The sequence below is a fragment of the Corallococcus caeni genome, from assembly GCF_036245865.1.
GTDB lineage: Bacteria > Myxococcota > Myxococcia > Myxococcales > Myxococcaceae > Corallococcus > Corallococcus caeni.
The window spans coordinates 343912-363886 of sequence record NZ_BTTW01000005.1; the positions used below are offsets into that span (position 1 = coordinate 343912).

Annotated in this window: 16 protein-coding genes; 11 read left to right on the forward strand and 5 right to left on the reverse strand. The window is 69.3% G+C overall.

What is annotated here, in order from left to right; genetic code table 11:
• The first annotated feature begins 81 nt into the window (after positions 1–81).
• Positions 82–1875 carry a M4 family metallopeptidase gene (locus AABA78_RS22685; protein ID WP_338265663.1) on the forward strand — a complete coding sequence of 598 codons (1794 nt, stop codon included), beginning with the start codon at positions 82–84 and terminating at the stop codon, positions 1873–1875.
• A gap of 76 nt (positions 1876–1951) precedes the next feature.
• Here the strand turns inward: AABA78_RS22685 and AABA78_RS22690 are convergent, their stop codons facing one another.
• Entirely contained in the window at positions 1952–3865 is a 1914-nt protein-coding gene (locus AABA78_RS22690) for a propionate--CoA ligase (protein ID WP_338265664.1), read from the reverse strand.
• Positions 3866–4010: 145 nt separating this feature from the next.
• On the opposite strand from AABA78_RS22690, the gene AABA78_RS22695 reads away from it, so the two are divergent.
• The 4 genes from AABA78_RS22695 to AABA78_RS22710 all read left to right on the forward strand — a co-directional run bounded on the left by AABA78_RS22695 (position 4011) and on the right by AABA78_RS22710 (position 10551).
• Complete coding sequence (locus tag AABA78_RS22695) at positions 4011–4409, forward strand: hypothetical protein (protein WP_338265666.1); 399 nt, start codon at positions 4011–4013, stop codon at positions 4407–4409.
• Positions 4410–4445: 36 nt separating this feature from the next.
• The gene (locus tag AABA78_RS22700; RefSeq protein ID WP_338265668.1) at positions 4446–4964 is read left to right on the forward strand and encodes a hypothetical protein; all 519 of its coding nucleotides are present in this window, start codon (positions 4446–4448) and stop codon (positions 4962–4964) included.
• Between the two features lie 173 nt (positions 4965–5137).
• Positions 5138–6997 carry a hypothetical protein gene (locus AABA78_RS22705; RefSeq protein ID WP_338265670.1) on the forward strand — a complete coding sequence of 620 codons (1860 nt, stop codon included), beginning with the start codon at positions 5138–5140 and terminating at the stop codon, positions 6995–6997.
• A gap of 38 nt (positions 6998–7035) precedes the next feature.
• Positions 7036–10551 (forward strand): methyl-accepting chemotaxis protein, encoded by a 3516-nt coding sequence (locus AABA78_RS22710; RefSeq protein WP_338265672.1) that lies wholly within the window; start codon positions 7036–7038, stop codon positions 10549–10551.
• 62 nt (positions 10552–10613) lie between these two features.
• Here the strand turns inward: AABA78_RS22710 and AABA78_RS22715 are convergent, their stop codons facing one another.
• On the reverse strand, positions 10614–11444 hold the full coding sequence (locus tag AABA78_RS22715) for a hypothetical protein (protein ID WP_338265674.1): 831 nt from the start codon (positions 11442–11444) through the stop codon (positions 10614–10616).
• Positions 11445–11719: 275 nt separating this feature from the next.
• On the opposite strand from AABA78_RS22715, the gene AABA78_RS22720 reads away from it, so the two are divergent.
• On the forward strand, positions 11720–13060 hold the full coding sequence (locus AABA78_RS22720) for a cytochrome P450 (RefSeq protein ID WP_338265675.1): 1341 nt from the start codon (positions 11720–11722) through the stop codon (positions 13058–13060).
• Between the two features lie 11 nt (positions 13061–13071).
• Here the strand turns inward: AABA78_RS22720 and AABA78_RS22725 are convergent, their stop codons facing one another.
• The gene (locus AABA78_RS22725) at positions 13072–13542 is read right to left on the reverse strand and encodes an SMI1/KNR4 family protein (protein WP_338265677.1); all 471 of its coding nucleotides are present in this window, start codon (positions 13540–13542) and stop codon (positions 13072–13074) included.
• A 4-nt stretch (positions 13543–13546) separates the two neighbouring features.
• Positions 13547–14059 (reverse strand): hypothetical protein, encoded by a 513-nt coding sequence (locus AABA78_RS22730; protein ID WP_253895012.1) that lies wholly within the window; start codon positions 14057–14059, stop codon positions 13547–13549.
• A gap of 239 nt (positions 14060–14298) precedes the next feature.
• Here AABA78_RS22730 and AABA78_RS22735 point away from each other — a divergent pair, with 239 nt between their 5' ends.
• The 5 genes from AABA78_RS22735 to AABA78_RS22755 all read left to right on the forward strand — a co-directional run bounded on the left by AABA78_RS22735 (position 14299) and on the right by AABA78_RS22755 (position 19055).
• A complete protein-coding gene (locus tag AABA78_RS22735; RefSeq protein WP_338265681.1) occupies positions 14299–15774 on the forward strand; it encodes a DUF2252 domain-containing protein in 1476 nt (491 codons plus the stop codon).
• A 206-nt stretch (positions 15775–15980) separates the two neighbouring features.
• The gene (locus AABA78_RS22740; RefSeq protein WP_171420344.1) at positions 15981–16457 is read left to right on the forward strand and encodes a hypothetical protein; all 477 of its coding nucleotides are present in this window, start codon (positions 15981–15983) and stop codon (positions 16455–16457) included.
• A gap of 468 nt (positions 16458–16925) precedes the next feature.
• A complete protein-coding gene (gene sitA5, locus AABA78_RS22745; RefSeq protein ID WP_440588512.1) occupies positions 16926–18278 on the forward strand; it encodes a SitA5 family polymorphic toxin in 1353 nt (450 codons plus the stop codon).
• Positions 18275–18625, forward strand: coding sequence for a DUF2019 domain-containing protein (locus tag AABA78_RS22750; RefSeq protein WP_338265685.1), 351 nt, complete (start codon positions 18275–18277; stop codon positions 18623–18625). Before sitA5 ends, AABA78_RS22750 begins: the two co-directional genes overlap by 4 nt.
• A gap of 55 nt (positions 18626–18680) precedes the next feature.
• Positions 18681–19055, forward strand: coding sequence for a DUF2019 domain-containing protein (locus AABA78_RS22755; protein WP_338265687.1), 375 nt, complete (start codon positions 18681–18683; stop codon positions 19053–19055).
• 6 nt (positions 19056–19061) lie between these two features.
• Here AABA78_RS22755 and AABA78_RS22760 read toward each other — a convergent pair whose 3' ends face one another.
• Positions 19062–19964, reverse strand: a complete 903-nt coding sequence (locus AABA78_RS22760) for a MerR family transcriptional regulator (protein WP_338265690.1) — start codon at positions 19962–19964, stop codon at positions 19062–19064.
• Between the last annotated feature and the right edge of the window lie 11 nt (positions 19965–19975).

The following is a 19975-nucleotide window of genomic DNA, read 5'->3' on the forward strand; positions in this document are numbered from 1 at the left end:
TCCTGAATTACCCAGGAATTTTACTTTCTGGGTGAAACCACACCCCCTGGAAAGCGCTCCCCGCGCGAACCGGAGTCCTCCATGCGCATCCGTCATTACGCCTCGCTCGCGTCCTTCCTGCTGCTGGGAAGCGCCTGCGGTCCGACTGAAACCATTGAAGACAGTTCGAAGGCCGTGGCACAGCAGGACAGCGCGCTGGCCGCGAAGCCGGTGCGTGGCGACGGCCTGCGCCGGCTCCAGGCGGAGCGCCCCGGCTTCTTCAAGGGCGCGGGGGAGCTGACCTCGCGGCGCTTCCACGTGGATGCGCGCGGCCAGGCGCATGAGCGCCTCACGCAGACCTTCCAGGGCGTGCCTGTCTTTGGCGCGGCGGCCATCGTCCACCTGGGCGCGAACGGCGCGGTCGAGGGCGTGACGGACCGGCTCGTGCGCGACCTCAAGGTGGAGACCACGCCCCGGCTCAAGGCGGACGAGGCCATCCAGCGCGCCGTGGCCGCTCAGGAGGCGGCGGGCAGCGTGCTCACGGGCGCGCCCCGGGCGGACCTGCAGATCCTCGCGGACCCGAAGGACACCCGCCTGACGTGGCGCGTGCAGCTGGCGACGGTGGACGTGGACGGCCTGCCCTCCATGCCCAACGTCTTCATCGACGCGCGGACGGGCGACACCGTCTGGGGCTTCGACAACCTGCAGACCAGCCGCAACCGCAAGACGTACACGGCGAAGAACCGCACGACGCTGCCGGGCACGCTGGTGCGCAGCGAGGGCCAGGGCCCGTCGGGCGACGCGCTGCTAGACCAGGCCCACGACAACGCGGGCTTCACGTATGACTTCTACGCCAACGTGTTCGGCCGGGACAGCTACGACGGGCTGGGCACGGCGCTCACCTCCAGCGTCCACTACAGCAAGAACTACGTGAACGCGTTCTGGGACGGCACGCAGATGGTCTACGGCGACGGCGACGGCGTGCAGTCCAGCGCGCTCACCGTGCTGGACGTCGTCGGCCACGAGCTCACGCACGCCGTCACCGACACGTCCTCGGAGCTCATCTACGCCAACGAGTCCGGCGCGCTGAACGAGGCCATGTCCGACATCTTCGGCGCCTCCATCGAGGCGTACCGGGACGGCGCCGTCAGCGCCAACACCTGGAAGATTGGCGAGGAGTGCTGGACGCCGGCCACCGCGGGCGACGCCTTGCGCTACATGAACGACCCGGCCATCGCGGGGGACTACGACTACTACCCCACGCGCTACACCGGCACGTCCGACAGCGGCGGCGTGCACTGGAACTCCGGCATCGCGAACCTGGCGTTCCACCTGATGGTCAAGGGCGGCACGCACCCGCGCGGCAAGACGAGCAACGTGGTGCCCGCGCTCGACGCCAACACCTACGCCAGCATCCAGAAGGGCGCGGCCATCTTCTACCGCGCGAACACCGTCTACCTGACGCCGGGCAGCACCTTCTCCGACGCGCGCGGCGCCACCGCGCAGGCCGCCGCCGACCTGTACGGCTCCAGCGCCGTCACGTCCGTCAACGAGGCGTGGACCGCCGTGGGCGTGGCCGCGCCGCCGACCTGGACGACCCTCGCGACGCTGACCAACGTCTCCGGCGCCCGCAACAGCAACACGAACCTCAGCTACGTCAAGCCGTCCGGCGCCACCGCGATGCGCTTCCAACTGGCCGGCGGCACGGGTGACGCGGACCTGTACGTGAAGTTCGGCAGCGCGCCCACGACCACCAGCTACGACTGCCGCTCCGCGGGCGCCACCAGCGACGAGTCCTGCACCATCAACGCCGCGCAGTCGGGCACCTACTACGTGCTCATCCGCGCCTACAGCGCGTTCTCCGGCTCCACCTTCACGGTGAGCTCCGGGCAGTAGGCAGCAGGCAGGCCGTCCACGGGCCTCCGGAGCGGTCGCCTCGGCCCAGGCGACCGCGTCGGGGGCCCGTCCTGTTTCAGGGCTTCGGGGGCCGCGCCTTCACGGCGGCCTGGATGCCCTCCAGGGCGCCCGGGTCCTCGATGGTGGTGAGGTCCCCCGGCTCGCGGTCCTCCGCCACCGCCTGGATGCTCCGGCGCAGCAGCTTGCCGGAGCGCGTCTTGGGCAGGTTCGCCACCACGTACACGGCCGCGGGGCGGGCCACGGCCCCCAGCGTGCGGCCCACCGTGTCCATCACCTCGCGGGCGAGGGCGTCGCGGTCCTCCTCGCGATGCAGGCGCGCGGGGTCCCTGGGCACGGCGAAGGCCATCACCACCTGGCCCTTGAGCTCGTCCTTCACGCCCACCACCGCCACCTCCGCGACGCCCGGGTGGCCGCTGATGGCCTCTTCAATCTCCCGCGTGCCCAGCCGGTGGCCCGCCACGTTGATGACGTCGTCCGTGCGGCCCAGGATGAAGTAGTCCCCGTCCTCGTCGCGCGTGGCCCAGTCGAAGGTGTTGTAGAGGGGCGTGTCGAAGCTGGAGAAGTACGTGGAGACGAAGCGCGCGTCGTCCCCCCACACCGTGGACAGGCACCCCGGCGGCAGCGGCGGCTCAATCACAAGCACGCCCTTGTGGTTCGGCGCCGTCACCTCTTCCCCGCTCAAGCCGTCCACCAGCTTCACGCGGTAGCCGTAGATGGCCGTGCCCGGTGAGCCCAGCTTGCGCTTGCGCGGTTCCACTCCGGGGACGGGCCCCAGGATGGGCCAGCCCGTCTCCGTCTGCCAGTAGTTGTCCAGCACCTGCGTGGCCGGCAGCGCGTCCGAAATCCACGCGTGCGTGGGCGCATCCAGCGGCTCCCCGGCGAGGAACAGGTAGCGCAGGCGGGAGGTGTCGTGGCGCTCGAGGAACGCGGCGTCCTGCTTCTTCAGGATGCGGATGGCGGTGGGGGACGTGAACATCACGCTCACCTTGTGGTGCTCGATGAGGCGCCACCAGACGGCGGCATCCGGCCGGATGGGCAGGCCCTCGTAGAGGACCGTCGTCATGCCGTTCAGGAGCGGGCCGTAGACGATGTACGAGTGGCCCACCACCCAGCCGATGTCGGAGGCGGTGAACATCGCCTCGCCGGGCTGCCCCGTGTAGATGTGGCGCATGGACGCGGCCAGCGCCACCGCGTAGCCGCCCGTGTCGCGCTGCACGCCCTTGGGCTTCCCGGTGGTGCCGGACGTGTAGAGGATGTAGCTGGGCTCGGAGGACTCCAGCCACTCCACCGGCACCTGGGCCCCTTCGTGCCGCGCGCCCAGCGTGGCGAAGTCCACGTCGCGCCCCGGCGTGACGGGGCTGCCGGGCACCAGGCCCCGGTCCAGCACCAGCACCTGCGCGGGCGGGTGCTTCGCGAGCGACAGGGCCTCATCCACCAGCGGCTTGTAGGGGATGACCCGGCCCGCGCGCATGCCCGCGTCCGCCGTCACCAGCAGCACGGGCTTCGCGTCGTCGATGCGCAGGGCCAGGCTGTGCGCCGCGAAGCCGCCGAACACCACCGAGTGGATGGCCCCCAGCCGCGTGCACGCGAGCAGCACGAAGACGGCCTCCGGCACCATGGGCATGTAGACGATGACGCGGTCGCCGCGCTTCACGCCCAGCGAGCCCAGCATGGCCGCCACGCGGTTCACCTCCGCGTGCAGCTGCGCGTAGGTGTACTGGCGGCGCTGGTCCGTTTCGGAGGATTCAAAGACGAGCGCCGGCTGGTCCGCGCGGGTGGCCAGGTGCCGGTCCACGGCGTTGTGGCACAGGTTGGTGCGCCCGCCGACGAACCAGCGCGCGAAGGGCGGTCGGGAGGCATCCAGCACCGCGTCGAAGGGCCGCTCCCAGTCGATGAGACGGGCCTGCTCCGCCCAGAACGCCTCCGGCGCTTCAATGGAGCGGCGGTAGAAGTCCAGATAGCTGCCCATGCGGACGCTCCTTCAATGGGGGATGTCCCGGGACGATAGGGGCGGGCCCTCGCGGGTGGGAAGGACGCCCTCCGGAAACGTCACGGGAATAAACGCCGCGGCGGTCGTAACCCCTTCAGCCATTTCCACTGAAGGAGTCCACACCATGAAGCGTTTCACGCAGGCGTTGGGGATGTCCGTCGCGCTGGTGCTGCTGGCCGTGCCCGTGGCGTACGCGGGGTCGAAGGTGACGTTCCCCGTGGTCATCAGCACGGCCAGCCGCTACGCGTACGGCGCGATGGGCACGGCGCGCAACAGCGCGGACGCCATCCAGAACATCTATTGCCGCACCTTCGCGGACGTGACGGCGGGCGAGTCCGTGCGGTGCTTCGCCAACAGCTCGGCGAGCGTCTACGTGTCCTGCGTGTCGTACTCGCCGGTGCTCATCCGCAGCGCCCAGTCCGCCAGCGACTCGGCCTACCTGTACTTCTCCTGGGACGCGAGCGGCGTCTGTCAGTCCATCGACGTGCTCAAGGGTTCGCAGCTGGAGCCGAAGGCGCCGTAGTCACACCTTCCTGCGTCACGCTCCCGGAGGCTCACGATGAAGACCTTCCTCCAGACACTCCTGTCACAGGTCCCGGGCATCGCGCTCGGCATCACCGGGGGCGTGGCGCTGACCTTCGCCACGCTGGAGTCCCGCGTGGAGCAGATGCTGGACGCGAAGCTGGAAGCCCACGCCCAGCACCTCCGCGTCCTCATGCAGTCCCGTCCCGCGCCGACCTCCGTGGTGATGCAGGCGCCGGACTCCCGAGAGGAGCTGCGGCTGATCCGCGAACAGCTCGCCGTGCTCGCGGCGAGGGAACCCGTGGCGGCGTCTTCCGCGGAGCCCGAGGAGGACCCGCGCCCCGCCCCCACGCCCGAACAGGTGGAGGCGTCCCGTCAGTGCCAGCAGGTCCTGGCGGACGCCATCACGCGGGGCCGCTGGACGGAAGCAGATCAACAGCGCTTCCACCAGGCGCTTCGCGCGGGGACCCACGACGAACGTGAAGCCATGGAGCAGCGGCTGTCGCTGGCCATCAACAGCGGACAGCTGAGGCCGGTGCTCGGCGACGAGCGTTAGCGCGCCGCACGACGCACGCGCGTCCCGTCAGCACGCAGTTCCGGGCCCGCGCGCGAGCAGTGAACGCGATGACGGTGCGTCAGGGATTGGTCCTGGCCTTGCAGTCAAAGACAGCGTGTCCGTGAAACAGGTTGTGTTTCGCGACACATGTCCCCCACCTGCCTGGTCCTCTCATGACGATCTCGACGACCCTCACCATCCAGAACAACTCCGGCTGCCCCATCGATAACCGCGGCACCGTTGACTACAAGGACGGCTCGCTCAGCGGCAGTGCCCCCGCCACCAGCATCGCGGCGGGCGCCAGCACGGCCTTCACCATCGAGCAGAACAACTCCCTCTCTCCCGGGCCCGAGGGCACGGTGACGTACAAGCTGGAGACGGGGAACGAGCAGGTACCCCTCTCCTTCTACTGGAACTACTCCAGCGGAGCGCAGCACCACGAGTCCTATACCGCCACCACGGACACCAACCTCGCGCCGGTGGTCATCACCCAGACGGACACGTCCGGCGACCATCACGCGACCACCTACCGGGTGGACTTCAAGCCGCGCGCGCCCCATGAGTGGGACCTGGTGTGGGCGCTGTCGGTGGGGCTCATCAACAAGCAACTGCACGCGCTGCGCTACTACCAGCTCATCCCGTCTTCGTTCACGCAGACCGCCAGCGGCGGCGCGCAGCTCACCGTGACGGCCATGGGCGACCCGACCGTGTCGGTGCCCGACGACCAGACGACCCACCTGGACGTGCACCTGCCCTTCACCACCGCGACCCTCCAGTACGTGGAGTCAGGCGCGACGAAGACGCAGGCGCTGTCGGGGACGACGGTCATCGTGTCGCTGGACCTGTCGCAGGCGCAGGTGACGGACCCCAACACGCTGGCCGCCACGTCGGAGGCGAAGCAGCACATCCAGGGGCTCCAGTCGCTCAACTACTCCGTCTACCGCCTCTTCCTGGACCTGGCCAACCCGTCGCTGTTCCGGTCGCTCCAGGTGGTGAACGCGAGCAACCAGCCCGTGGCGCTCAGCCAGGCCGCGCAGAGCGCGCTCCAGGCCACGCTGGCCGGTGTGGGCCACATGGACGTGGCGTACACGACGCAGGCGCCGGGCAGCCCCGCGAGCATCGTCCCCACGTTCGCGAAGGAGCGCACCACCCGCTACGGCACCAACGGGAACTACAGCACGCTCAACGTGTGCATGATGAGCCGGGGCCGGAAGGAGCCCGCGTGGGCCTCGCGCTTCGGCTTCACCGCGCCGCTGGCCGCCACCACCAACCCGGACGGCACCCCGGCGGAGGCGCGGGCGCGGCTGTTCCTCAGCCAGGACACGCTGGGCGAGGGCTACCTGAAGCCGGTGGTGCTGCCCGCCATCCTGAGGGCCTCCGGCATCCCGGGCTCCATCAACCGGCTGGCGCCGCTGAAGTACCAGTGCGTCGGCACGAAGGACAACTCCAGCAAGAACGACGGCCGGGGCGAGTTCGTCCAGGTGAACAACGGCTTCGACCAGTACGTGGCCGGCACGGAGGGCATCAGCTTCACCACCCAGCCCGACCTCACCCAGACCGACCGCTGCACGCTGTCCCTCACGGGGCAGTTCCAGGTGAACATCGAGGTGAGTCAGTACCCGCTGGACTTCATCGGCCTGGGCATGAAGGACGTCCTGGGACGGGCCACCTACGTACAGCCCTGGACGGGCACCGTCACCTTGCAGGCCGGCAGCGGCGGCAAGCTGGTGACGTCCGTGAACATCGTCCTGGGCCAGGCTCCGGCGCCGAGCGTGGACAAGACCCTGGATGGCTGGGTCTTCAACGCGCTGGACAAGCTGTTCAACTGGTCCTCCACGTCGCCGCAGGACGCCATCACGAAGCAGGCGCAGGACTTCGCCAGCAACCTGGCCACCGCCTTCCGTGACAACGCGTCCATGGCGCTGGACGTCGAGGACTGCGTCGTGCTGCCCACGGGCTCCGCGCACGACTACAGCCAGTTCGTCTTCAACGCCGAGGGCGCCGTCCAGGTGGACGTGTCCTTCCCCGGCTGAAGCGCCAATCCCTCTCAAAGACATCCAAGGAACCCTCCATGTCCCAGACTCCCCAGACGGGAACGGCGACCGTTTCCTCCAGCCTCATGTCCAACTACCTGGCCGCGACCTCCGTGGACGCGGCCTACCCGCTGGCCTCCGCGGAGGACACCGGCGGCTCCCCGCTGTTGTTCAGCGTGGGCGCGTCCGCCGCGAACACCGCGCGCAAGACGCTGTGGGTGATGTTGCGCGACACCACCGTGACGACCGGCTGGCGCCAGGTGGAGCTCAGCCCGGACGCCAACCACGACGTGCAGGGCTACGCGGTGGTCCAGGCCCCCTCGGGCCAGGTCATCATCGCCGTGGCCCTGGATGACGGCGCGGGCGGCAGCCGCGTGTTCGTCTCCCCGGCGCTCACGCCCACGCCGGACGGCGGCCCCTGGAACACGCTCAACACCGCGTGGGTCCAGCGCAACGGCGCCCCCGCCGGCATGCCCGTGCAGCGGCTGCTGCTGGGTGACTTCGTCAGCGCCAGCGAGCCGCCGCTGCTGGTGGCCGAGGTGAAGAACACGTCCGGCACCACGGGCCGCTACTTCGTGGACGCGTCCACGAGCAGCACGAACAGCGCGTGGGTGAACTGGGCGCCGCCCAAGGACATGCAGACGCTGCACGACGTGGTGGTGGCCCGGGCCTCCATCACCGGCATCTCCTACCGGGGCACGTGGTCGCTGTTCGACGACAACACCGGCAAGCGGTGCCTCACGTTCACCAGCCTCCTGGACCCTTCCACCAACACCACGCACTCGCTGTCAGTGACGGCGCCGCCGGGCGCGCGCTGCCTGTGGGCGCTGGAGGACCGCCAGAACGGGGGGCTGAGCGCGCTGTACGTGGGCGGTGACGGGCTGTCGTGGTTCCCCTCCACCGGCCTGAAGAACGCCAAGAGCACCGCGCTGACCATCGCGTCGTCGGCCGTGCTGTCCGGGGTCACGTCGGTGCTGGCACAGCAGGACTCGCAGCGCGTCAGCGTCTGGGCGGTGGACGGCAGCCAGCGGCTGTTCTCCCTGAACAACGCGGTGGGCGCCACCGCCGGCTGGTCCGTGCCGCTCCAGCAGCGCGAGCACGTGGCGCGGCTGGCCCCGCGCCGCAACCAGAAGCGCTCCACGGGCGAGCTGTTCGTCACCTCCACGGACAACAGCCTCATCACGTACCTGTGGCAGGACCCGGACACCACCGCCTGGCAGAACACGGACATGGTGTTGCCCACCCTGGCCAACGGGCAGGAGTTCCCCAGCTACACCACGGTGGTGCGCTTCACCGACGCGCAGGGCGCCCCCATCGTGAACCAGCCGGTGCGGGTGAACGCCTCCGAGTGGTCCCGCGTGATGGTGAACGGCTACTGGACGGACCTGGACGCCAGCACGCGCGTGGAGGTGAAGACGGACGCCAGCGGCACGGTGACGCTCATCAACAAGGTGTCCGACGTGGGCACGCCCGTGTTCCGCTTCAGCGCGGCGTTCCTCGCCCAGGACGTGACGGCGGACCCCAGCAAGGAGCTGCGCGCGAACCTGGCCGCGAAGCTGAAGTCCGCGGACCTGTCCCAGTGGAAGAAGCCGGACGGCACGCCCGTGGTCCCTCCCGGCGCGGATCCGGACCTGGTGGCGCAGGTGCAGGCGTCGCTCCAGCAGCTCATGGACAACATGGACAGCCTGCCCGCGGACGGCTCGGCGGCGCCCGTGGAGCCCGCGGCGCCGACGATGGCGCCCACGGCGATGGCGAAGACCCAGACGTCCTTCCGGGTGCTGGGCAACGTGACGAACGCCATCGAGACGGCGGCGGGTGACGTGCTCCAGGCGCTCAAGAGCGCCGCGGGCGCTGTCTACGAGTACGTCATCCAGCCCATCGTCAGCGGCACGAAGACGCTGCTCCAGTTCTTCGTGAAGATTGGCGAGCAGGTGGTGTCCTTCGTCGTCCGGACGATCAAGGAAGCGCTCCAGCTCATCAGCTGGCTGTTCCAGCAGTTGGCGGTGCTGATTGAAGACATCATCGCGTTCCTGGGCTTCCTGTTCGCGTGGGACGACATCCTGGCCACCCAGCGCGCGCTGGAGGCGATGACGCAGGACGCGCTCCTGGCGCTCGCGGGCAAGCTGAAGGGGTCGGAGGCCACCATCACCTCCTTCTTCGACTCGCTCATCGCGCAGTTCGACAGCCTCTGTGACTCCGCCCTGGGGCTTCAGGACGTGAGCACGCAGCAGGTGACGGCCCAGGCTCAGTCCTCGGCGAGCGCGGAGCAGCAGTCCGCGCTCGACTGCCTCACCACCAGCCCGGGTGCGAGCTTCTCCACGTACCAGATGTCCCACGGCGGCATCGGCCAGAGCACGTCGGACGCGCCGGACAACCCGGTGATGGAGGCCATCTCCGACTTCGTCCAGACCGTGCAGGACATCCTGTCGGATGTCGCGACGAGCGTGACGGAGCTGCTCCAGGGCCTCCAGACGCTCGCGCAGCAGGGCAACCTCAGCCTGCACGCCATCGTGAAGCTCGTCGCGGGCGAGGCGGGCAAGGCGCTGCTGAGCGCCATGCGGGACCTGGTGCTGGGCCTCTGTGAAGTCGTGGAGGACCTGACCCAGGCCATCATCCAGGACGTGCTGCTGCGGCCGTTCAACATCCCGGTCATCACGTGGCTCTACAAGAAGCTCACGGGTGAAGAGCAGCTGACCATGCTGAGCGCCCTCAGCCTGCTCACGGCCATCCCGCTGACGATTGTCTACAAGCTGCTCACGGGCGAGGCGCCCGTCCCCAGCCAGCCCCAGGCCCAACAGGCCACGCTGGAGCTGGCGCGGATGCCCTGGCGCGCACAGCCGACCCTGGAGCTGGCCGCGAAGACGAGCAACCTGGGCCCGAAGGCCTGCGCCTACTCCATCCTGGGCGGCGCCGGGGCGGAGATCGCCTCCCTCCTCTACTCCCTCTTCCTGGAGGCCTCGGCGCTGCTGAGCATCGCGAAGGTCGAAGGCCCGCTCAAGAAGGTCAACGCCACCCTCCAGGCCGTCGCGACCGCGGCGGGCGTGGCCGGCACCTTCCCCACCGACGAAAACATCCCCCAGCGGGTGGTGGACCTGCTCCTCTGGTGCGTCACCGCCGTGGAGGCCATGACCTCGGGCTGCGTGGCCTACCTGGGCTGGAGGCCTCCGACGGGCGAGGACACGAAGCTCGCCGCGAAGGTCCTGGAGCAGGTGGACACGGGGCTGCTCGGGGTCATTGGCGTTGGCGGGCTCATCCTCTCCGTCCTGAGCTACGTGATGGAGATGGCGGCCCTGGCCGGGGACGAGCCGGTGTCCAACTCGCATGGCTTCATGACGGATACGGAGAAGCTCGGCGCCAACCTGCTGCGCTACACGGGGACGGCGCTCGAGTGCCTGGGAGGCTTCACCCCCTCACCGGCCAAGGAGGAGATTGTCTTCACCGCCTTCGCGTTCGAGTTCGGCGCCGTGGGCCTGGACGTCATCCGGTGGGCGGAGGCCGTCCTCTACAACCAGGACGAAGGCAACACCGACACGAAGTGCTTCCACCCCAGGTAGGCCCCCCACGCCCCCGTCCCCTGGCACGAAGCCGGGGGACGGGAGGTGTCACGACGGAACGGCTAGCGCGCCTGGGCGCCGTCGGCCTGGGCGGTGGCCTCGTTCAGGATGGTGTAGCCGCTGGCGGAGCCCTTCACGTCGATGCCGGAGAAGTGACGGTAGGGATAGGCGCCGTCGCCGATCTGCTCCACCAGCTCCAGCGTGTCACCGGTGAGCTGCTGGCCGTTCACCAGGGTGGTGAAGGTCTTGCCCTTGAGGCTCATGCGCCAGTTGCAGGCGCCCACCTCGGTCTGGGGCGCGGCGGTCTCGCGCACGGCGTAGGGGAACGGCAGGTGGCGGAAGTCGATGTTGGCGAAGCCCCAGGCCATGTACACGTTGCCCATCCAGTCCGTGAAGATGATGACGCGGGCGGCGGGCTCCTGGGTGCCGCCGCCCTGGTACACGCCGTCGCGGTACACGTTGACGCGGTAGCTGGAGCCGCCGGCCGTGCCGGTGAAGGCGGGCGCCAGGGCCAGCTGCGTCCCGGTCGAGTTCGGCGTGACGCTCAGCGTGCTGACCACCTGGTCCGTGTCGCGCGCGGCCAGCGAGAACCGGCCCTGGCCCTGGCCCTGGCCCAGGGTCATCCGCGTGGTCTGCTGCCAGCCTTGCGCGTCGGAGAACCGGCTGGCGACACCGTCCGCCTGCGGGTTCGCGAGCCCGGAGACCTGGAGCCCTTCCGCCGTGGCGGTCAGCTGCGCGTTGCCGGTGGCACAGCTCTGGATGCCATTGAACCGCGAGACACAGCCCTGCGCCTGCGACTCCTGCGTGTCCATGGGAGCCTGTGCGCCGTCGTCCGGTCCCTGGCAACCCGCCAGGGTCAGGAAAGCCGCCGCCATCGCGAATGCCGTCTTCATCGTCCGCATGTCTTCGACCTCGAAAAAGGGGGTGTGTTTCACCCGGGGGTGAAACACCGGGCACGAGACCTCCCGCGCCCGGCGGCCAGCGCTCCTGCACCCTCCGAGCCAGTAACCTGCGAAAACAAATGTTCCTGTTTACGCAGCAAAACGAGCTGACGCAGCAAGTCGCTGTAGCCCCGCATGTCACAGGTGTCTGGGTTTGTAGCGTGCACCGTCACGGCGGGACGGCCTCGTAGGGGCTCCCACTGTTGCGGCTCGGCTACACTCGCCGCATGCACGCCGTCACTTCCGACCCCGCGGTCCTTCCGCCCCGGCTTCCGTCAGGGCTTCCCTGGGTGGGCCAGGGGCTGGAGTACCGCAAGGACCCGCTGGGCTTCTTCCTGCGCTACGCGGGCGCGGGCGCGGTGGTGCGGACCCGCTTCGTGGGGACGGCCGTCTACCTGCTCAACACGTCGGAGGCCATCGAGCACGTGCTGGTGAAGAACTTCCGCAACTACCCGAAGGACGCCTTCCAGAAGCGCGCCCTGGAGGCGGTGGTGGGCCAGGGGCTGTTCACCAGCCACGGCGACGTCTGGATGCGGCGGCGGCGGATGATGCAGCCGGCCTTCCACAAACACCTGCTGGCCGCGCACGGGAGCGTGGCGGTGAGGGCCGCGAACACCTGGCTCGAGTCACGGCGGGAGGGAGAGGCCTTCAACGCGTACCCGGAGATGATGGCGCTGACGCTGGACGTGGTGGCCGGGACGCTCTTCGGTGCGGACCTCTCCGCGCGGGCGCGGGAGCTGGGGCGGGCCATGGAGGCGGTGATGCTGCACGCCCAGTTCCTCTTCGACACGCCCCTCCCGCTGCCGGCCTGGGTGCCCACGCCGGGGCAGCGGCGGTTCCAGGCCGCCCTGCGCACCCTGCACGCCGTCGTGGACGACGTGGTGGAGGTTCGGAGGAGGCAGGGCGGTCCCGGAGACGACCTGCTGGGCCTGCTGCTGGAGGCGCAGGCCGGGGAAGGCGAGCCCCTGACGGACGCGCAGTTGCGCGACGAATGTCTGACGTTGATGATCGCCGGGCATGAGACGACGGCCGCGGCGCTGGCGCTCAGTCTGTGGTTGCTGGCGCGTCACCCGGAGGCGGAGGCCGCGCTGCGGCGGGAGCTGGGAGGCCGCGAGCCCACGGTGGCGGACCTGCCGTCGCTGCCGTACTGCGAGCAGGTGGTGAAGGAGTCGCTGCGTTTGTATCCGCCCGCGTGGGGCATGAGCCGGGTGGCGGAGGCGGACGACCGGATGGACGGCGTCCACGTCCCCGCCGGCACGGTGGTCGCGTGGTCACAGTGGGCGCTGCACCGTGACGCGCGCCACTTCCCGGAGCCGGAGGCCTTCCGTCCCGAGCGCTGGGCGGACGGGCTGGAGCGGCGCCTCCCACGCTTCGCCTGGTGTCCCTTCGGAGGAGGGCCCCGGCTCTGCATCGGCGCGGGCTCCGCGTTGATGGTGATTCGCCTGGTGCTGGCCACGCTGCTCCAGCGCTTCCACTTCGACGCCGGGCCCGGGCCCGCACCCGAGGTCCTCCCCGCCATCACCCTGCGTCCGAAGGGCGGCATCCCGCTCACGCCACGGGCGGTGTAGCGCAGGGACGGCTACCCGTTCTCGCGGAGCCAGAACCAGCGCCCGTTGGAGCGGAGTGCTCCCGCGAGGAACTCGGAAAACGAACCGGCGATCTGGCGGCAGTAGTCTGGGTCCGGGAACGCTTCGTTGTAGCCGTCGCGGATGGGGTATCGGCCGTTGGAGTGCTGGTTCACATCGAGAAGGATGTAGTTGCTGTCCTGCACCTCGGCGATGGCGAACCAGGACGCAGGCCCCGCGCGGTCGGTATCGTCCTTGCGCATCACGACCCGTGCCCGGCGAATCCGCTCCAGGGGGAGGAAGGAGAAGGCGGGGTCCACGGGGTCGAACAGGTCCGCACCGTCGCAGTGCAGATAAAAGGCTCGGAGGTCCGGGTCGAGACGCCACCCTACCCTTTGCTCGAACGCATCGATTTGTTCCGGCGTTGCGGGTGGGCGGACGTGATGGAGGCGTGAGACCTCTTCGAGCAAGTCGCTCATCGACATGGGTCTACTCTCCGTAGGGATGGTCCGGGCCCACCTGCGTCCACGGAGGCTCGTTCGCGTAGCACTGGTTGTAGAGGCCGAACAGGTCCTGATGGATGTCCTTGGGGAACGGGAGGATGTTGTCCCAGTCCGTGGGATTGCCTCCATGCCAGAGGTCCCGGATGTGGTGCCCTTCGAAAGGCTTCCCGTTGGCTTCGGCGGGCCACGCCCCAAAGCGTTCCGCCCACTGGCCACGGAATCCCTCCCTGATGTTCTTCCAGCGACCGCGGGCTGCCTCCGTCTGGAGCGGGCTGAGCGTCCCGTAGTTGCAGCAGCACTGAGTCAGCCCGAACCGGCTCCCAGCCCTGACCATCGTGCCTTCGAAGTCCATCTTCACATCCGCCAGCCACATGCAGCCCTGAAGCACATGCCCACTCCCAGCACACTTCTCCTGGCAGTAGGTCATGAGCTGGGAGCTGCACTGCCACGGGCCGTAGTGGATGACGGTCCGGAACTGGCCCCCGCCAGGCACGTCCACGCGAGGTCCTACCCACTTGCGGACGGCTCCAGCGGTCGCGGGAAGGGGTGCTTCGGCGCAAGCGGTCAGGAGCAGTGCTCCCACGAGGAGTCCCAGTTTGAGTTGCATCGAGTGGAACTCTACTCAAGGGTGAACACTCCCCACGTCGTCGTCCCTGGAGGCGGACGATTTTCCGGCCCCGGACGCTTCCGGTTCCAGGGGGGCGGATCCACTTTTGGCGGTGAGGAGTCACACACCCCATGGATGCGGAAGGCACATCGGAGCTGGGGGCCGCGAAGGTTCCCCTCGTATCCACCCAGAAGCAGCAGCGCACGCGGCGCACGCCCCGGAAGCTGAAGCCCTCGCGGCTCCAGGCCGTGGACTTCCGCTCCGTGGAGGAGCGCATGGACGCCGGCCGCGCCCTGCGCAAGCGCTGTCCCCGTGGCAGCCACGCCACGTGGAAGGCGTTCCGGGGACGCGACCCGCTCGCGCAGCTCAAGGAGTCCGACGCCACGCGGCTGCCGTGGCTGGTGCCCGTGCGCCATGAGCGCATGTCGGAGTCCCCCTTCGCCTTCCTGCGCGGCACGCCCTTCGTCATGGCGCGCGACCTGGCCCACACGCCGAACAGCGGCCTGCGCAGCCAGATTTGCGGCGACGCGCACCTGGCCAACTTCGGCCTGTTCGGCACGCCCGAGCGCAACCTCATCTTCGACCTCAACGACTTCGACGAGACGCTGCCCGGCCCCTTCGAATGGGACGTGAAGCGCCTGGCCGCCAGCTTCGTCATGGCGGCGAAGCAGAACGGCCTGGGCGCTCGCTGCGGGAAGAAGGCCGCGCGCAAGGCCGTGGAGTCCTACCGGCTCACCATGCGCGAGCTGACGACCAAGAGCCTGCTGGAGGTCTGGTCGCTGCACGTGGACGCGAAGGAGCTGAAGAACGCCGGCTCCGACGACACCGCGAGGCTGGCCACGGAGGCGGTGGAGAAGGCGAAGCGGCACACCAGCGCGCACGCGGTGGAGAAGCTCACCGTCGAGCGCAACGGCCAGCGCCACCTGGCCTACCAGCCGCCCCTGCTCTTCCCGCTCACGGCGGTGAAGATGGACGTGTCGCCGTCGGAGCTGGAGCGGCGCATCAAGCGGCTCACGGTGGGCTACCTGGAGTCGCTGGACGGCGCGGTGCGCGACCTGTGCCTGCGCTACCAGCGCAAGGAGTGGGGCTTCAAGGTCGTGGGCGTGGGCAGCGTGGGGCTCCAGGCCTACGTCGTGCTGTGTGAAGGCAACGGCGGGGAGGACCCGCTGGTGTTGCAGCTCAAGGAGGCGAAGGCGTCTGTCTTGGAGCCCTACCTGGGACCCAGCGAGTTCCACAGCGCGGGCGAGCGCGTGGTGGTGGGCCAGCGGCGCATGCAGGCGTTCTCCGACCTGTTCCTCGGCTGGACGGAGGTGGAGGGCATGGGCGCCTTCTACGTGCGCCAGCTGCGCGACATGAAGGGCGCGCTGGACGCGGAGAAGATGGACGCGCCCGTGTTCCAGGACTACGCGGACGCCTGTGGCGCCACCCTGGCCCGCGCGCATGCGCGCACCGGCGACGCCGCGCTCATCGCGGGATACCTGGGCACCAACGCCCACTTCGACGAAGCCGTCGCGGAGTTCGCCTGCGCCTATGCGGATCAGGTGGAGTCCGACTACGGGAACTTCATCGACGCGCAGGCGAAGGCGCTGGAAGCACTCACGCATTGAGAAAACAGGCGTTGTGGGATGCACAGCCATTCGTCCCGAAGTCTGTCATTGATTGACGGACGCGAGGGTCAGCCCCAGTTATTCCCTACCCTCCGGCTGTAATTCTTCACCCACCCTCAACCCCCACCCGCCCGCGCGGGCCGGTGGACCCCGTCCCGCTGTCTCCGGAGGAGGGGCGGTGTCCACCATCACGCGCACCCCCGCCCATGACGACCCGTACGAACTGGCTGTCCGCTGCCGTGCTGACCGTGGCCCTCTACGTCGCGCCGGCCTCCGCGCAGTCCTTGCAGTGCGTGAACACGGACTCCACCGAAGCCGTGGCCATCACGGCGGTCGCCACCGCGGTGAACGCGGCGCAGACCGCGGCGGACACCACCCGGAATGCCCTCACGACGCTGAACCTGTTCACCATCCTCGCGGCCACCCAGCAGAACACCTCCGCGCTCCTGGCGGTCGCCCAGGCCGAAGCGGCGGTGGCGCTGCTGACGCCCTCGGCACTGACGACGGACCTCCGCGCTCCGCTCGCCACGGCCACCTCCGGCATCAGCAGCCTGCGCGACGCCACCACCTCGCTGCTGGCGGGGAACCCCGGTGCCGCGCAGCAGGCCTTCACCGTGGCGCTCGGGCAGGTGGACTCGGCGGTGGGCCTGGCCCGCTCGCTGCCCCCGCTCTGCCGGCCGTGACGCCCGCGGGCGCTCAGCCCGCCAGCCGCGTCCCGTCGTCCTGATGAGTGAAGAGTTTCACGCCCAGGCGCTCGCGGACGTCCGCGTGCGCCTGGGCGGCCTCAGGGGTCCGTTGCAGTTGTGATTCCGCAAGGCCAGGATGCCGCGCCTCCTGAGCTTCCGGGAGTCACTCTCAGGGGACTTCTGCCGAGGGAGCTTGCAAAGATCGCAGATACCTTCTGACGCCGGATTCAGAGCTTCGGCGCCGGATTTCTCGGCGGCCTCGATCGGTGAACGCACCACGTGGGTGCTCACCATGGCCCCCTGCTTGACGGGAGGCGCTGGACTCCGAGAGTGTCCGGAATGGCATCGAGGGCATCCTGCTCAACCACGCGATGCTGTGGGAGGCCCTGCGGTCCAAGGTGCGCACGGAGGGAGGACCCTCAGCGGTAGGTTCGCAGGGGCAAGGGCATGCGCTTGGAGTTCCTGATGCGGCTTCCATGGCTGGTGCTGTCCCTGCTCTGGGCGCTGGCCGGGTGTAGCGGTGCGACGAAGGTCGTCCGGCTCGACACGGGGCGCGGTGCGCCTGTCGTCCAGGTGCCCCGCGCGCCTGGAGCCGCCGGGCGCGTCACGCTGGATGAGGAAGCGCTAAAGGAATCCGTGGCGAGGCTGGCGCGGGACATCCGCCTGTCGCCCCGTGCCCAGGAAGCCGCCCGGCGTCTGTTCGAGGTGGAGCCCCGGAGCGGTTCGTACCTGGTGGACGTGAAGCGCCGCCGCATCACGCCACTCGGGCCGGGTGAGCACCTGTCCGCCGAGCCGTCGCGGCCCGACGAGGAGCTGACCCGCGCCTACTTGCGCTGGTGCGGACGGACCGGACGGGCCGGTGACTGTCTGGGCCTGCTGAAGGAGAGCCCGGTCATCACAGGAGACGCGCGCTTCGCCCTGGCGCTCGCGCTGGCGAAGGGAGCCGTGCTGGAGGAGCTGTGGGACGCCGTGAAGGACATGGCGAATCCCGAGGCGCTGATGCAGGCCGCTTTGTGGACAGCGGCCACGTATGCGCTGCTCTGGACGGTACCTGAGCCCGCGACGAAGGGCGTGGCGGCGGTGATCTCGGCGGGGCTCATCGCCTACGTGGGCATCGACACGTTCTGGGCACTCATCCAGGGCTTCCGGTACCTGATGGTGGAGTCGGACGCGGCGCTGACGTTCGACGAGTTGCGCGGCGCGGGAGAGCGATTCGGCAAGGTGATGGGCCGGCAGGCGGCGCGGGCCTTCGTGGTGCTGGCGACGGCGGCCATCGGAAGCACGGGCGCGACGCTTGGGGCGAAACTCCCGGGCCTGCCAGGGGCAGCCCAGGCCGCGGTCCGGGCCGAGGCGGAAGCCGGCGTGGTCTACGCGGCCGTGGGACAGGTCGAGTCCGTCGCCATCGCCGCGGACGGCTTCACGTTCAGCCTCGCGCCGGGCGCGGTCGCGATGTCATCGAGTGGAACTCGCGGCGGTGGGAGCGCCTCCTCTGGACACAAGGCCTGGCAGACACACCGGGGCATGACGAAGGCGCGAGGAAGAGCAGGCCCGAACAGCGAGTGGCACCACGTCGTCGAGCAGACAGAGGGGAATGTTCGTCAGTTCGGACCTGAAGCGATACACAACACCGAGAATGTCATCGCCCTGGACAAGGCGCTTCACGACATGGTCAGCGCGTTCTATTCCAGGAAGTACCCTCTCATCACTCGTTCACGCGTCCTGACCATTCGAGAGTGGCTGAGTACGCAGTCGTACGCAGCCCAACGCGATTTCGGTTTGCTCGCCATTGAAAACATCAAGAAGGGAGTCTGGCGATGACTCTGGAGGGACTGGTCAGGGAGTTCGCCGAGAACGTCGCGGCACAGACGGACGCGATCTTCCAGGTGGGTGCGGATCCCGAGGACAAACACGGAGACCGGTACATCGCGGCTTTTGATGAACTCCGTGCCCGAGGTAATGAAGGAAGAGAGGCGCTTTGCATCCTCCTGAAGCACCCCAGGATAGACGTGAGGGCCACGGCTGCTGCCTTCCTGCTCCGTTACCGCACCGCAGAGGCCAGAGCAGTGCTGGAGGAGGCTGCGAAAGGAGAAGGGCTCGTTGCTTTCGGCGCCCAGCAGACGTTGAACGGATGGGGAGAAGGCGTCTGGGACTTGGATCCGGAATAGCGGAGGGGCCTCCCGTGAACCCCTCCTTGTCGGGCGCCGCGCTCGCCATCTCTCCATGAAGACAAAGGACCTCAAGACGCTGACGCTGGAAGAGTTGATCGCGCGCTTTCACGAGCTTTCAGCGAAACACGGTCATTTATTGAACGCGCTCAATACTCGCGCCGCCAACAAGGAGTACAAGCACGCGGCCGCCGTCAGGAAAGAGCTGCGTACCCGTGGGCCCGATGCGGAGAAGTGCCTGCTGGTATTGCTGACCGATCCGGAGCCAGGGACGCGGTATTGGGCCGCGACGGCCGCCTTGGGCTTCGCGCCCAGCGAGGCAGAACGTGCGCTTGCCCTGTTGTCGGAGCCGCCGCCGACGCTGTTGAGTGTGAGTGCGGCGATGACCCTGCGCGCATGGAAGAACGGAACCCTTCCCCTGGAAGAGTAGAACCGCTCAGCCCACCAGCCGCGTCCAGTCGTCCTCGTGGAGGAAGAGCCTCACGCCCAGTCGCTCGCAGATGTCCGCGTGCGCCTGGGCGGCGGGGCCTCCCACCCAGAGGGGCAGGTCCTTCGGCAGCGCGTCCCTCAGGCGCGTGAGCACGTCCTCGAACACCGTGGCGCCCCGGTTCATCACCGCGGACAGGCCCACCACGTCTGGCTTTGCTCGCGCCACCGTCTCGCCCAGCCCTTCGGCGGGCACGCGCTGCCCCAGCAGCGTCACGCGCAGGCCCGCGTGGCGCAGCCGCAGCGCCGCGCCCAGCAGGCCAATCTCGTGCTCCTCCTCCGGGAAGCACGCCAGCACCGCGTGCCTGCGCCCTCCCCGGGGCGCGCCGTGCAGCAGGCTCACCAGCCGCTCACGCACCACCTGGGTCACCAGGTGCTCCTGCGCCACCGACAGCGCTCCCGCGTGCCAGCGCTCGCCCACCTCGCGCTGCACCGGCACCAGCACGTCCTCGAAGGCCTTCAGCGGCGGCAGCGAGGCCAGCACCTCGTCCAGGATGCGCGCCACGCGGGGCTGGTCATACGCCTCGGCCGCGGCCATCACCGCCGCGCGCCACGCGTCCGGCTGCGGGCCGGGCCGGTCGTCCGTGGCTTCTCGGGCCGGCGGGGGTGGCGCTTCCAGCTCCGCGCGCAGCTGGGGCAGCAGCTTCGCCGCCTCGCTGATGGCCACGCCCTCGTCCGTCAGCGCCTTGAGCCGCTTGAGCAGGGCCACGTCGCGGTCGGTGTAGACGCGGTAGCCCGCGGGCGTGCGCTCGGGCACCAGCACCCCGTAGCGGCGCTCCCAGGCGCGAATGAGCTCCACGCGGACCCCCGACAGCTCCGCGGCGATGTGGATGCGATAGGTGCGCTCAGCCATGGTGTGCGTGC